This window comes from Paraburkholderia fungorum (assembly GCF_046027605.1).
Taxonomy (GTDB): domain Bacteria; phylum Pseudomonadota; class Gammaproteobacteria; order Burkholderiales; family Burkholderiaceae; genus Paraburkholderia; species Paraburkholderia fungorum_F.
This window is the reverse complement of record NZ_JAQQEF010000030.1, coordinates 38,957-53,625: the sequence shown is the minus strand read 5'-3', so window position 1 is coordinate 53,625 and position 14,669 is coordinate 38,957. Positions and strand designations below refer to the sequence as shown.

General features: G+C 63.8%; 10 protein-coding genes. 7 read left to right on the top strand and 3 right to left on the bottom strand.

Going from position 1 to position 14,669, the window contains the following annotated elements; all coding sequences use genetic code 11:
* The 5 genes from PQR53_RS32880 to PQR53_RS32860 are packed head-to-tail and all read left to right on the top strand — an operon-like array spanning position 1 to position 5,319.
* The gene (locus PQR53_RS32880; RefSeq protein ID WP_408463815.1) at positions 1 to 723 is read left to right on the top strand and encodes an EscT/YscT/HrcT family type III secretion system export apparatus protein; all 723 of its coding nucleotides are present in this window, start codon (positions 1 to 3) and stop codon (positions 721 to 723) included.
* Positions 720 to 1,460, top strand: a complete 741-nt coding sequence (locus PQR53_RS32875) for an EscU/YscU/HrcU family type III secretion system export apparatus switch protein (RefSeq protein ID WP_408463710.1) — start codon at positions 720 to 722, stop codon at positions 1,458 to 1,460. The genes PQR53_RS32880 and PQR53_RS32875 overlap by 4 nt, the downstream gene beginning before the upstream one ends.
* Before the next feature lies 1 nt (position 1,461).
* Positions 1,462 to 3,540 (top strand): flagellar biosynthesis protein FlhA, encoded by a 2,079-nt coding sequence (locus PQR53_RS32870; RefSeq protein ID WP_408463707.1) that lies wholly within the window; start codon positions 1,462 to 1,464, stop codon positions 3,538 to 3,540.
* Positions 3,541 to 3,550: 10 nt separating this feature from the next.
* Positions 3,551 to 4,882, top strand: a complete 1,332-nt coding sequence (locus PQR53_RS32865) for a FliI/YscN family ATPase (RefSeq protein WP_408463704.1) — start codon at positions 3,551 to 3,553, stop codon at positions 4,880 to 4,882.
* On the top strand, positions 4,879 to 5,319 hold the full coding sequence (locus PQR53_RS32860; protein ID WP_408463702.1) for a hypothetical protein: 441 nt from the start codon (positions 4,879 to 4,881) through the stop codon (positions 5,317 to 5,319). The genes PQR53_RS32865 and PQR53_RS32860 overlap by 4 nt, the downstream gene beginning before the upstream one ends.
* A gap of 42 nt (positions 5,320 to 5,361) precedes the next feature.
* Here PQR53_RS32860 and PQR53_RS32855 read toward each other — a convergent pair whose 3' ends face one another.
* The 3 genes from PQR53_RS32855 to PQR53_RS32845 form a co-directional block, all read right to left on the bottom strand.
* Positions 5,362 to 6,864, bottom strand: coding sequence for a hypothetical protein (locus PQR53_RS32855; RefSeq protein ID WP_408463699.1), 1,503 nt, complete (start codon positions 6,862 to 6,864; stop codon positions 5,362 to 5,364).
* Positions 6,865 to 7,254: 390 nt separating this feature from the next.
* The gene (locus PQR53_RS32850) at positions 7,255 to 8,298 is read right to left on the bottom strand and encodes a DUF1521 domain-containing protein (protein ID WP_408463696.1); all 1,044 of its coding nucleotides are present in this window, start codon (positions 8,296 to 8,298) and stop codon (positions 7,255 to 7,257) included.
* A gap of 217 nt (positions 8,299 to 8,515) precedes the next feature.
* Positions 8,516 to 11,617, bottom strand: coding sequence for a hypothetical protein (locus tag PQR53_RS32845; RefSeq protein ID WP_408463693.1), 3,102 nt, complete (start codon positions 11,615 to 11,617; stop codon positions 8,516 to 8,518).
* A 428-nt stretch (positions 11,618 to 12,045) separates the two neighbouring features.
* Between PQR53_RS32845 and acs the strand changes: the two genes are divergently transcribed.
* Both acs and PQR53_RS32835 read left to right on the top strand, forming a co-directional pair.
* Positions 12,046 to 14,028, top strand: coding sequence for an acetate--CoA ligase (gene acs, locus PQR53_RS32840; RefSeq protein WP_408463691.1), 1,983 nt, complete (start codon positions 12,046 to 12,048; stop codon positions 14,026 to 14,028).
* A 205-nt stretch (positions 14,029 to 14,233) separates the two neighbouring features.
* Positions 14,234 to 14,665, top strand: coding sequence for a DUF4212 domain-containing protein (locus PQR53_RS32835; protein ID WP_408463688.1), 432 nt, complete (start codon positions 14,234 to 14,236; stop codon positions 14,663 to 14,665).
* Positions 14,666 to 14,669 lie beyond the last annotated feature (4 nt).

The following is a 14,669-nucleotide window of genomic DNA, read 5'->3' as shown; positions in this document are numbered from 1 at the left end:
GTGGACTACCTCGACTATCTCAAGGGCTTTGCGTTTTGCGCGATCCGGCCCGCCGTGGCGCTCTACCTGATTCCGTTCGGGCAGAGCGGCTCGCTCGGCATTCTGTTGCGGCTGCCGATGGTGCTGGCGCTGGCCATGCTGCCGCAACATACCGGCTGGCCGCCGCACCTGCTGCCGGCAATCGGGGTGGAAGCGGCGACCGGCGTGGCGCTCGGCCTGCTGCTCGGCACGATCTTTCATGCGGCGGCAGCGGCGGGCGCGGTGCTCGATCAGCAGGGCGGTTATGCGAGCGCGGCGGTCTACGATCCGCACTTCCAGCAGGAAGCGGCGCTCTTCGAAACGCTGTTCCTGCAGTTTGCCGCGCTGACCCTGTTCACGGGACCGGGCCTGCCGCTCCTGTTCGGTTTCTTCACCGATGCGTGGGTGCTGTGGCCGCCGGGCCGCTGGCGCGTCGACCTGACCGACGTGTTCCGGCACATCGCCCTGACCGACCTGGCCGGAACGCTGGCCGAAGGCGTGCGGCTCGCCAGTCCGCTGCTCGGTCTGATGCTGCTGATCGACGTCGCGTTCGGGCTGATGTCGCGGCACGCGAAACGGCTCAACCCGTTCGCCACCGCACGGACCGTCAAGGCAATGATCCTCTCGTTTGCCGCGATGCTGAGCGTGCCCGCGCTGTTTGCGCAATTGCGTCTCGCATTCGATCACGTGATCCATTTGCCATGAGCGATAAGAGCGAAGCCCCGACCCCCAAGCGGATCCGCCGTGCCCGCGAGGACGGCGAGATCACCAAGAGCACCCATCTGACGGTGGCGTTCAGCGGCCTCGTCTGGTGGCTGTACCTGTTTATCGAGGCGCCGCACCTGTATGCGCTAGGCACGCGGCTGATCCTGCATGTGACGGTTCAGGACCAGGCGCTGCCGTTCGGTGACCGGCTTGTATCGACGCTTGCCGCGCTGAGCGCTTTTCTGCCGGTCGTGTTGATCGCGCTCGGTGTCGGGGCGCTCGCGGTGCTCGTGCCGGAGTTGCTGCAAACGCGTGGCCTGATCGCGTGGAAGCGCGTCACACCCGATGTGAAGCGTCTGAATCCGCTCAACGGTCTCAAGCAGATGTTCAGTCTGCGCCTGCTGTGGGACACGGTGCTGACCTTGCTGCAATTCGCGGTGCTGCTGTTTCTGTTCGTGCAGGCGCTCGCCACGTGGTTGCGCCAGCTCGCGCCGATGTGGGCCTTCTCGTTACCGGTTCAGCTCGGCTATACGGCGGGCTCGCACTCGCATCTGCTGATTGCAATGGCGGCGTCGCAGATCGCGCCCGCCGTCGCCGACTATTTCATTCAGCGCTTCTTGTTGCTGCGCAACCTGCGCATGGACAAGAGCGAAATCAAACGGGAGTTCCGCGACGACGAGGGCGACCCCTACGTCAAAAACCGTCGCCGCGCGCTTCATCGGGAGCTTGGGCAATAACATGTTGAATCGTTCAATTCTGAGCCGCTACGATCTCTCGGCCATCTTCGCGCGTCACGCCGACGTTGCGGTCGGCATCGGTATTCTGACTGTGCTCGCGCTGCTGATCGTGCCGGTGCCGCCGTTCGTGCTCGACCTCTTCATCTGCGTGAGTTTCGCGTCCAGCCTGACGATGCTGACCACCACGCTGTATGTGTCGAAGGCCGCGGATCTCGCAAGTTTTCCATCGTTGCTGCTGATCACCACGTTGCTGCGTCTCGCGCTCGCGATCGCGTCGACCAAGATGATCCTGCTGCATGCGCACGCCGGCCAGATCATCGGCGCATTCGGTGAAATGGTGGTGGGCGGCAATGTGGCGGTCGGGCTGGTGGTGTTCATCGTGCTCGCGGCGATCCAGTTCATCGTCGTCGCGAAAGGTGCGGACCGGGTCGCCGAAGTGGCCGCGCGCTTCACGCTCGACGGCATTCCGGGCCGCCAGATGAGCATCGACGCCGACATGCGCAACGGCGTGATCAGCGCGGCCCAGGCGAGCCGGATGCGCGCCGCGCTCGAACGCGAGACGTACTTCTACGGCTCGCTCGACGGCGCGATGAAGTTTGTCAAAGGCGACGCGGTAGCGGGCATCGTGGTCGCACTGGTGAATATCATCGGCGGCCTCGCGGTGGGTATCGCGCAGCGCGGCATGTCGTTCGCCGACGCGTTGCATGCCTACACGATTCTCACGGTCGGCGATGGTCTCGTCTCGCAGATTCCGTCGCTGATCGTTTCGGTGGCGGCCGGTATTCTCGTCACCCGCGTGGCGTCGGCCGACGGTGACGATGCGCATCTCGGCGGCGACATTTACCGGCAACTGGCGATGCATCCGAAGGCGATCGGCATGGCCGGGATTGCGTGTCTGTCGCTGGCGGCGATTCCCGGTTTTCCGCACCTTCAGTTTCTGGTGGCCGGTGGTCTGCTGCTCGCGCTCGCGGTCACGCTAATGCGCAACGCCGCGCTCGCGACGAACTCGCAGCGCGCGCTGATGCCCGAGATGACGCGCGACGGCGGCAACTACGTGCCGCGCATTCTTGACGACGTTGAGCTCGGCACCAGTGCGGCCTTGCGGCTGCGACTCGGCTTCGATGCCTTCGATGCGTTGCGGCCCGAAGCGCTGAACCGGCGGCTCGGTCAACTGCGCCGCAATCTGATGGTCGATCTTGGCGTGCCGTTTCCCGGCCTCGCGTTGCTGCGCGATGCGCGGCTGGCGCCGGAGCGCTACATCGTGGATATCGAGGATGTGCCGTTTGCGAGCGGCACGCTGGTCGCCGCGCATACGCTGATGAGCGGCGACGAGAGCCGCATCGTGTTCGACGGGGTCGAGGGCTACCGGCCGCGCGCCCCGAAATCGGTCTGGGTGCCGAACGCGAAGGCGGCCGCGGTCGACGATCCGGAGATCCACAAGGCAAGCGTCGACGAGGCGCTATGCGATCACCTGGCGGAGATCTGCGAGCGTTCGGCGGCCGATTTTCTCGGCACCCAGGAGACGCGCTTCCTGCTCGATCAGTTGTCGATCGAATTTCGCGAGCTGGTCGCGCAGGCGGGGCAGGCCGCGAGCACGGTGCAGCTCGCCGGCGTGTTGCGGCAATTGCTGCAGCAGCAGGTGCCGATTCGCAATCTGCGCGCGATCCTCGAAGCCGTGGTGCGCGTGCCGGCGGGTGAGCGCACGCTCGACCGGATGGTGCGCGAGGCGCGTATCCAACTCGGGCGGCAGATCGCACGCGGTTACGCCGACTTGCAAAGCTGGACGATCTCGGCGGCCGTGCTCGACCCGGCATGGGAAGCCAGCCTCGAGGCGCAAATTCGCAGCGGCGTGGACGGCGAGCCGCAGTGCGTGCTGTCGGCGGACGAGCTGACTCGCACCCAGCAGTTGCTGGCCGCGGACCTGTCCGAGATTCGCCTGATTGTCACGAACGCGGTGCTGCGTCCGCATCTGGCGCGGTTACTGCGCGACTTCGGATTGCGCATTGACGTGCTGGCGATCGAAGAGATTCCACTCGACGTCTTCCGTATCCAGACCATCGCGACGCTTGGCGCGCCATAAGGAGGAGATCATGCGAGCGACGCAAAGTAGTGCGCCCCTGTTCATGTCCGCGCCGAGCTTGCGCGGGCGGGTGGTCGAAGCGCGCGGCGTGATCGTGCGGGTCGTGGGTGTCTCGTTGCGCGTCGGCGAAAAAGTGCGCCTGGTGCGGCCGGACACCCTCGAAGCACAGTATGGCGAAGTGGTCGGCTTTACCCACGACGGCGCCCTGGTGATGCCGCTGGCGGGTCTGGCCGGCCTGTCGGATATCACGGAGGTACAGGGTTGCGGTTCGGCATGGGGCAGCGTCGCGGCGGCGGGATTGCTGGGACGCGTGGTGGACGGGCTCGGCAATCCACTCGACGGCGGGCCGCTGCCGCCGCCCGCCGCGGCCGCACCCGCGCAAGACATGCCGGGCGATGCCGCGGCGACGCTCAATCCGCTCGAACGGCCCGTCATCAGCGCGCCGTTCGCCACGGGGGTGCGTGCGATCGACGGCCTGCTGACCTGCGGCGTCGGTCAGCGCACAGGCATCTTCGCGCCGGCCGGCGGCGGCAAGAGCACGATCATGGGCATGATCGCGAACGGCGCGTCGACTGATGCGATCGTGGTTGCGCTGATTGGCGAGCGCGGCCGCGAGGTGGCCGAATTCATTCACGATCATCTGGAACAACGGCGCGCGTCGACGATTGTGATCGCCGCGACCTCCGACCGTCCCGCCGCGGAGCGGATCAAGGCCGCGCAACTGGCATCGCAGATGGCGGTGGGATTGCGCGCAACCGGGCGCAATGTGCTCCTGCTGTTCGACTCGCTGACGCGCTATGCACGGGCCCTGCGCGAGCTCGGCCTCGCAGTCGGCGAGCCGCCGCTGCGCGGTGGCTTTCCGCCGAGTGTGTTTGCGCAGCTGCCGCGCCTGATCGAATCCGCTGGTGTGACCGCGCAAGGCAGCATCACCGCGTTTTATACCGTGCTTGCGGATGAGGCCGATTTGTCGGATCCGGTGGCGGAAGAAGCGCGCTCGTTGCTCGATGGGCATATCCAGTTGTCGTCGAAACTCGGCGCGTCAGGCCACTATCCGGCGATCGACATCCTGCGCAGCCGCAGCCGCTTGATGAATCGCGTCGCGGATCCCACGCAACGTGCCGACGCGAACCGGGTGCGCGACTGGCTGGCGCGTTACGAGGAGGTCGAGATGCTGTTGCAGATCGGCGAATACGAGCGGGGCCACGATCCCGAGACGGACCGGGCGATCGATCAGCGCCCGGCGATCCAGCGCTTTCTGCGTCAACCATACGACCAGTGCAGCCCGTGGGCCCAGACGCGTGCACAGCTACATGGCTTGTGCGCCGGCGACAGCCTGGCATGATGCGCGGCGCTGCGCAGGAGGCGGAGCTTTGGCAACTGCTCGCGCGAGTGCGCGGCTTGCGGGTGCGCCGTCGGCTGCGTGCACTGGCCGATGCGCGCCGGCGCGAGCGGCAGGCGGCGGCCGCGGTGGCCGACCAGCTTGCCGCGCTGGAACGGCACGCCGAAGAACGGCTGCACGTGCTCGGCTTCTGCCGGCGCGATCAGCGCGCCGGTGGACAATGGCATGCGACGCTGCGTGCGCACGACGCGCGCCTTGCCGACTTGCAGCGGCAACTGGACGACGCGCAGCAAGCGCACGCGGCGGCGCGCGGCGAAGCGGCCGAGTCACTGCGGAACTGGAGCGTCGAGCGGGTTCGGCATGACGACGCAAAGCACCGCTGGCGGGTCGCGCTCGCGCGCGTGGCATGCACGGCGGATGGCGGACGGGACGGGGGCTAGCGCCGCCGGAAAGGCGACGCTAGCCCATGCGGTCAACACCGCTTAGGCATGCGGATCAAACTGCATGAACATCTGCGTCGCCCGGCGCAGATCGCCCGATTGATCGCGACCGAAGTGGTAGTTGCCAAGATCGAACTCAGTCATGTAAGCCGGCGCAAGCACGCCGTTCAAGACCATGCCGAATGCTGCGGCAGCGCGGTCTCTCATCGGCAGATTCGGGTCCGAAACGTCGCGGGCGAAGGTCCAGGCTTCGCGCGCCGACGCACTGGCGTGAGCGATTTCTCCCGCATTTACTTTATGCAGATTATTGATGATGGTATCGGCAGACTGGTCCGATAGATTGATGTTGAGGCGTTTCAGCAAATCGTTGACTATTTTCACGGAGCTGGGATACGAACCCGGCGAATTGCCCGTTGGTGAGTTCGTCGCCGTGTCGTTGACTCGATCGCGGTTGGCCATATTGTTGTTGCCGCTCCCAGCAGCGCTGGAATTGCCGCCCTTGAGTCCGACGTTGTCATGCACCTGCCAGTTGCCCTGCTCGTCGAGTCCGACGGGATATTGAAGTTTCGCGGGGTCGCCGGGCTGATAGACGCGCCACGTGCCGTTGTCTTTGTCGTATCTGACCGGCCAGTTTTGCTCGCCTGCCTGGATATAAGATTGGCCCTGTTCGTCCCTGAAGACGCCCGGACTGTTTGGGTCAGCGCCAAGGTTGCCCTTCGGCTTGCCTGCGTATTGCGTGGGCACATCGAAGTGCGAGCCGCTCGCAGAGGGCGCGTTCGCCGCGATGTCGTCTGCGTGCGGTGTATCGGCCTGCGATTCACCTGTGCTGGAGTGGGGCGCCCCGGATTGGGCAGGCTTCGATTGAACGGGCGCACCTGGTGCATCACCATGATCTGTCGATGGACTCGCCGAAGGCGCGGGCTGCGTGCCGGACTTCGTGTTCGACGGAAGTTCGGATGAGGGTTTCTCTGCTGGCCGGGCCGGCTGGCCGCTCTTGACAGAACTGCCCGGCACCTCCGGCTGAACGTTCGGCTGCGGCAGTTGTGGGTTGCCGTTCGGATCTTTCTCGCCCGCGGCCCCACGCGTGATAGTCAATCCATCGCCGATGACGGGCAGTTGCTCCAGTATGCCATCGACCTTCTTGCCGGTTTTCTCACCGCTATGTGACTTATCGTCCGTCGCGATATCTTTGATCTTACCCATGGTTTGTCCCGGATGCGTCGCGCCATCCTTGAAGCCGCGCTTAAAGACATTCCATGGTGTCTCGGCCTGGTTGGTGTCGCGGTGCGGTTGCTGCACCGGGAAGCTTCCCAGATAGATATGTTCGCCGTTAGGGCCCAACTTCCAGCGGGTCCCGACATTTTTAATCTGCACTGGGTCCGCAGCGGAACTGTCATTGGACGATACCGCCCGCTGCGTACTGCTGGAACCGGAGGTATCGAAGACCGCGGGCTGCGCCGGTCGCTGAGCAGCCTGCCCACCGTGTTGCGCTGTTGCGAACTGCTCAAAGGCGTTTTGTTGATTGCTGGATGATTCGACTTTCATTGTGTGATCCTGAATTAAATCAACTGTCGAAATCGGCTTTGCCGAACACGTCTCCGAAGGAGAGGTGTGCATCCATTGAAACGCATGGAGTCCGAGTAACGGTCTAATTTGCCGCTGCATTCGCGTGTGTCTTTTCGCCGCATCGTGCGGTGAAGAGACAGGTGTGTCGGCGGTGCGGTGTGCTTAGGCGGTGTCCGCGCGCTCGGTGCTCGTATGGGTGGATTCGATGCGCTGCCCGGGGACGGTCGGTGCGCGTACAGGCAGGTCGCGCGCGCGACCGGAGAGGGTCCGTGTGCGGACGGTCGGATGCCGCACGCATGCGTTGATCGCGAGTGCGGCATCCATAGGGACAACGGCAGACGCCGTTGTCCCCAGTAGCGTGCGGTCCGCTTACTTGTTGGCCTTGCTGATGTCGGCCGCTGTCGGCTCCTTGCCGGTGGTCGGATCGATCCAGCCGCTGCCGTTACGGTTGGCCTGGACGGTGTAGCCGTCTGGCGCGGCGGCGTCGAGCGCACGGCCGTCGCGGCTCTTCTGCACGCTGAGACCTGCCTTGTCTTCCTGGCTCAGCCCCGTGACCTGGTACGCCTGATTGCCGCGGGTAATCGTCACCTGATCCGCGTACGACACCGACTTGTTGTTCGCGCCCGGCTGCGTGCCGACCGTGACCTTGGTGTTGTCAGGCAGCATGAAAGTCATCGGGCCGTTGAACATCGCCGTCGACTTGCTGGAGCTGTTCTCGTGCTGGGTCAGGTGCGGGTCGCCCCAGACCTTCGTCGTATCGCCGGTTTTCGCGTTGGTCATGGTCATCGACGAGTCCGACTTGTTGAAGTCGAGCTTGTAGTCGCCGAGATCGATGCTCGCCTTGTTGTTGCTGACCGCGGTGTTGCTCCATTGCGTCTCGTTGGTCTTGCTGGAGTTGTTGCAGCAGCAGTCGTTGCGCGATGAGACGTTGATGTTGGTCTGGGTGTAGTTGCTGTTGCGGTTGTCGCAGCGATTATCGGCGCGGATGTCGGGGAGACTGTCATACCGGTTGTCGCATCGGTAGTCATTGCGGCTGGGGAGCGGCGAAGTGGGATAGTTGCCGCGATTGTCATTGCCATTGCCACGCCATTCGATCGGTGGCAGGTTCGCGGCCTGAGCGCGGCCGCTGGTCGACCCTTGCGCGAAGAACGTGCTGCCCTGACCATTCCCCGAGTTCTGGCTGAAGACGGAGAACGATGTCTTCGAGAAGCCGCTCAGCATGTTCGACATCTGGCTGGACTGGTTGAAACCACTGTTGAGACCGTTATTGAAGCCGCCGCTGAAACCGCCGGTGGACACGCCATTGAACCCGGCTGCAGGGGAGCGCTGCGTTTGCGCGCCGCCGCCAAGGAAAGCGTTGATGTTGCCCTGGAGCGAGAGCAACGGAGTGTTCAATTGCATGGCTGCTTGCATGTGGTCGTTCCTGAACGAAAAGAGTCGGCTTGAGCTGGACAGTCGGAGCCGCGTCGCCGACGGTATGAGATTGGCTCCGCTGATGAAATAGTAGCGAGATCAGTTTTTAATTCGGCATACTTATCTATAGAGATACGCGATGTCGGCGAATTGGTTGAGTCGGCAGATTGCGGTGATGGGCCGTCTCGTCGTTGCCGTACCCATCGCCGCGTGTATGTCATGTTGTCAGCGGTCCCGCCGGGTTCGCACTGCGACTTACAGGTGGCTGCGGCAGCTGAGGTTTGGGCTGTAACGTCGTATAGACCGGTGTCATTCCCGGCGGATAGACCAGTTCCTGCTCGCCGGTATGAATGTTCTTCGCGAAAGTCGCTTCAGTGATCGGCACCTCGGTCAGACGTATGCCGATACGGGAAGCGTGCGTCCCGTCTGGAGACTTTGCTGTGGCGACTTCGTCGACTCTGAATACAGTGTTGGGCTGGAATATCCATTCGGTCTCGTGGGGGGCCAATGTGGTAACGCGATTAATAAAGGGCGTTGCCGACTTCGACTGGATGTCGTAAAGCGCTAACGCACCCCCGTACCTGCCTACATAATCGTTGTCCGCCACGGCTGCCTTTGCGTATTCATTCTCGCTGGCGGCGGACATGAAAGCCGGCGAATTGGTCACGTAGTCGCCCACTTTGAGCGTACCCTCGTAGTTGGCAGGGACCTTCGCAAAACGAATCAGGTGAGTGTCGCCGGGCGGTTTTGGCAGACTGCTCAGCGCGGTCTGCAACGCCTGGGCGCGCGTGGCGGTGTCGCTTTCATGGGAACGATCGCGCAGCTGCTGATTGAGTTGGAAATTGATATCGTCGTAGGTCGAGTCGGTCGAGTAGGTGTCGCTGACATCATCCAGATAAGTCCAGTCTCTGAGGGCGTGTTGCTGGTCGGATGGAAGATGATCGAATGCGGCTCGGTAGACTGTGGTGAAGTTCAGATCCTTGAGCCAGTCGTTTGCCGCGGAGTGCCATGTCGCCGGATCGAGCGTTTGCAGCATGTTGGCGGAGGGCGGGGCGCCGGTCTCGGTCGTGACGTGATAGGCCTGCTCGAACGGGGGCATTTCCGCAGCTTCCGAAGACCCAGACGAATCAGAGGATGCGGGAGATCCCGGAGATTCTGACGATCCCGAAGATGACGGACTGTCCGGGTACATCCCGCCTTTGAGCCCGACATTGTTGTGGACCTCCCAGTCACCCTGGGCATTGAGCCTGACCGGATATTGAGGCCGGTACGCGTTATCGGGCTGGTACACGCGCCAGGTGTTGTTGTCCATATCGAAGCGCGCGGGGTAGGTCTTCCCGCCGCTGTTGATGTAGTGCTGCCCGTTGTCGTCGATGAGTACGTTTTTCCAGCCCATGGCGGCTTTCAGTGAATCGGCCTCGGGCTGTACGGCGTAGCTGTCAGGCAAGCTTGCCTTCGTCCCGCGGATGCGCTGCGACGCGTCAGCGGCGGCCGCGTCAATACTCATGCCCTGCGCGGCGGCATGGACCGCCGGCCGTGTGCTTTGCACGCCTGCCTGGCCGGACTGGATGGCTGGCCCGGATGGGAGAGGAGCCCCTTTGTCGCCGGTCGTGATCGGGTGTTCGGGCAGGTGTCCCTCGGAACCTGCCCTGACGACGGCTCCAGCTTCCTTCGCGGCGAGCCGCTCGGCGAAGGCCGCCTCGCCTCCGCCCGCGACGAGCCCAAGCAGGCCGGCTGCGAGGTCGATGCCCAACCGCGTATTTGGCGACAGCGACGAATGCGGGTCGAGCGCTGCCGTGACCGGAGCGAAGGGTGTCAGGCCGAGCAGAAAACGCGTGGCGCCCTCGAAAACCTGCAAAGCCAGCTTTTCTCCACGGACGCGTGGCGTGATCGAATAATCCTTGTACGACGAGTCGTGCAGCACGGCGTTGTACTGGTCGGCCAGATCGCGGACATAGTCGGGGCCAGCCGGCGGCAGGTTATTCAGGATGTCGAGATAGCTTTTCTGGGCATCGACACCAGAAGCGTTGAGTTTTCGTCCCGCCTCGACTGACCAGTTGACGAGCTTGTCGTGCAGCGAGGGATCGTCCCGCATCCGTTGCGTGAACGCCAGCAGCCGACGGTCTGCCTGCTCGTCGCGACCGGAGCCCGGATTGGTGCTGTACAACTGGCGGCCGATCAGCTCGTAGCGTTTGCCCGGATCATTGGTGATCATCTCGGCTTCGTGGATGATCCGGTTGACTTCCCCATTCGCCGCTGCCCATTTGCCGCCTTCCTGGGTCGTGTGTCGGTCGATCGCTGTGCCAATCTCGTGCTGCAGATTGTGCTTCAGTTCGGCCGCCAGCGCGAAATAACGCTCACGGGCAGCCGGCGTCGCGGCGCTGACAAACCCCGCCCGCAGCCGGCCCAATGCGCTGAGTTGCTGGCGCTCGCCTAGTTCGGTCAGATAACCTGCACCGACCGGCCGGTTGAAGACACCCAATGCGCGTTCGACCGGATCGTTCTCCGCGATAGTGGCGCGGTCGATCAGCGCGTCGCCCAGTTTCGACAATTGTTCGTCGGCGCGTCGACGGCCATCGGCGTCCTTGCTGTCGCGGAAGGCGACGTCGAGTGTTGCAAGGGCGCCGGCGTAGGCCTGGTGCTCGGCCTGAGGCAGTGTGCTGATCTGGGCCTGGAGGGCATTGACGCGCTGCTCGAAGTCCTGAACCTCGGGCGGGTAGCCTTTGAGGCTCATCTTCAGATCTGTCTCCAGCTTCGCCTGGTTCTGCTCGTCGGCGTCGTTGCTCCTCGACAGATGCGTCATGTTGGACAGCGTCTTCGTGTCGTATGCGGCGAGCAGTTGCTTGAGCTCGGTTTGGGTGGCGCCGATCAGTATCGGCCGCGCGGAGGGTGTGGAGGGTGTGGAAGGTGTGGGTGGCGTGGAGGGCGCGGACGGCGCGGAGAATGCGGCCCGTCCTGAGGGTGACGCCGCGATGGCGGGCCTCGCCAATGCCGTCGCCGACACCAGAGCCGCTGAAGACGGCGTTGACACCTGGGTAGCGCTGTCGGCAGCGCGCTGGTGTCGGTCAGCAATGACGCCGCCGTGACCCTGAGATCGTTGCGGCGAGCCCGGCGGCACGCGTTCGTCGCCGCTTGTGCCATGCCGATCGCGTGCGGATGCCTGGCCGGCGTCAGTCAAATCGAACGACGTGTCGCGGATAGGCGGCGGCCGCCGCTGCGCCGACTGTGGGGCGTCGGGTGGCAGAAGGATATCGCTGGCCGCATCGAGACGTTGCTTGGTCAAAGCGGCGCTAGTGGAACTGCCAGTGGACGTCGTCATATGAATGCTCCTGTTCCATGCAGGGTGAAGAGCCTGCGCGAGCCGGGCTCGCGGATGGGCATCGATTGCGATGCATGCTCAGGAGACCACCCCAGGACCAACCCTGGGTGTCATTCCTGTATGACAGCGCTTTGCATGTCATGCGAGGGCGAAGTTCATGACAGGGCCCGAGCGCTTCAGTTAACATGGGAAACCTGCGCAAGCGAGCCGATGCAGGGCGCAGGGCAGGCGGCGTAAGTGACGGGTAAGTTGCTGCAGTTATCTTGACTGCAATCCGACAACGGGTTGCTCAGGTGACGCAGTGCCGCACTCGCCCCCGTTGTCCGTGGATCAGGAGACGCGTGCCGCGTCATTTGCTCGCGGCACGAAGGCCCGCCCCCGGCGCGCCGGCACAGGTTTTAAGTTTCATCTTCACCAAGGGGTTGTCGATGTCTGCGATTGAATCTGTTCTTCAGGAACGCCGTGTTTTCCCACCCTCCGCTGAAGCAGTGGCCGGTGCGACGATCTCCGGCATGGATGCGTACCGGGCGCTGGCCGCCGAAGCGGAGCGCGACTACGAAGGTTTCTGGGGGCGCCTCGCTCGCGAGACGCTAAGCTGGAACACGCCCTTCACCAAGGTGCTCGACGAATCGAAGGCGCCTTTCTACACGTGGTTCGAAGACGGCCAGATCAACGCGTCGTATAACAGCATCGACCGTCATGTCGAAGCCGGTAACGGCGAGCGCGTCGCGATCATTTTCGAAGCCGACGACGGCACCGTCACCAACGTCACCTATAACGATCTGCTGCAACGCGTGTCGCGCTTTGCGAACGCGCTGAAAAAACGCGGCGTGAAGAAGGGTGATCGCGTTGTGATCTATATGCCGATGTCGATCGAGGGCATCGTCGCAATGCAGGCGTGCGCGCGCATTGGCGCGACGCATTCGGTGGTGTTCGGCGGCTTCTCGTCGAAGTCGCTGAATGAGCGCCTGGTGGATGTGGGCGCGGTGGCACTCGTGACCTCGGACGAACAGATGCGCGGCGGCAAAGCGCTGCCGCTCAAGAACATCGCCGACGAAGCCATTGCCATGGGCGGCTGCGATGCGGTGAAGAGCGTGATCGTCTATAAGCGCACGGGCGGCAAGATCGCATGGAACGACAGCCGCGACCTGTGGATGCACGAACTCACGCAGGCCGAATCGGATCAGTGCGCGCCCGAGTGGGTTGGCGCCGAGCATCCGCTTTTCATCCTCTATACGTCGGGGTCGACCGGCAAGCCGAAGGGCGTGCAGCACAGCACCGGCGGCTATCTGCTGTGGGCTGCGCAGACCATGAAGTGGACCTTCGACTGGAAGCCCACGGACGTGTTCTGGTGCACCGCCGACATCGGCTGGATCACCGGCCATAGCTACATCACGTACGGTCCGTTGACGCTCGGCGGCACTCAGGTCGTCTTCGAAGGCGTGCCGACTTATCCGAACGCCGGCCGCTTCTGGGACATGATCGCGAGGCACAAGGTCTCGCTGTTCTATACGGCGCCGACCGCGATCCGCTCGCTGATCAAGGCCGCCGAGGCGGACGAGAAAGTGCATCCGAAGAGCTACGATCTGTCGACGCTGCGCATCATCGGCACGGTCGGCGAACCGATCAATCCGGAAGCGTGGGTCTGGTATCACGAGAACGTCGGCGGCGGCCGTTGTCCGATCGTCGATACGTGGTGGCAAACCGAAACTGGCGGCCACATGATCACGCCGCTGCCTGGCGCCACGCCGCTGGTGCCGGGTTCATGCACGTTGCCGCTGCCAGGCATCATGGCGGCCGTGGTCGATGAAACCGGGCAGGACGTGCCGAATGGGCAGGGCGGGATTCTGGTGGTGAAGCGTCCGTGGCCGTCGATGCTGCGCAACGTGTGGGGCGACCCGGACCGCTACAAGAAGAGCTACTTCCCCGAAGAACTCGGTGGCACGCTGTACCTCGCCGGCGATGGTGCGGTGCGCGACAAGGACACGGGCTACTTCACGATCATGGGCCGCATCGACGACGTGCTCAATGTGTCCGGCCACCGCCTCGGCACGATGGAGATCGAGTCGGCGCTGGTGTCGAATCCGATCGTGGCGGAAGCGGCCGTGGTGGGCCGTCCCGATGCGACCACCGGCGAGGCCGTGTGCGCATTCGTGGTGCTCAAGCGCGCGCGTCCTGAAGGCGAGGAAGCGGTGAAGCTTGCCAACGAACTGCGCAACTGGGTCGCCAAGGAGATCGGTCCGATCGCCAAGCCGAAGGACATCCGCTTCGGCGAGAACCTGCCGAAGACGCGCTCGGGCAAGATCATGCGCCGCCTGTTGCGCTCGCTCGCGAAGGGCGAGGAGATCACCCAGGACGTGTCCACGCTGGAAAATCCGGCGATTCTGGACCAACTCGGCGAGTCGCTCTGAGCCTGGGCTTATTGGGCTTATTGGGCTTATTTGGGCTTACCTGGGTTTGCCCGCGTAGGCGGCAGGGGCGCATAGCACGATGCGCCCTTGACCGGACCCAGGTATAGGTATCGGCCATTTAGGTCGGGCAGCAGTCAAGGCCACTGCGAGCCACCGCGCGGACAATCCCGATTGCCTGTCCGGTGGCTTTTTGATACACAGGCGCATGGCCGCGCCGCACCACTCCTCTCACGCTACGCTCAACCCCGCGCCCGAACCCCCGGCGGTCTCGGCGGCGATGGCGCGCGCGCATCAAAAGTATTGGCGCTTCAATCTCGCGTTGATCGCGACGTTGATGACGGGGGGCTTCGTGGTGTCGTTCGTTTTGCCGCTGCTGGCGCCGGCGTTGGATAAGGTGCGCTTTGGCGGCTTCAGGTTGCCGTTCTATTTCGGTGCGCAAGGGGCGATTCTGATCTATGTCGCGTTGATCTTCGCTTATATCGTGCTGATGCAGCGCGCCGACCGCCGTCTGCAACGCGCGTTCGATGCGGATGCCAGTGCTAGCCGCGCCAGCGCCGGTACGAGTGCCAGTGCCGGTACGAGTGTCAGTGCCGGTGCCGGTGCCGGTGCCAGCGCGCCCACTGCGCGTGGAAACTGAGCCG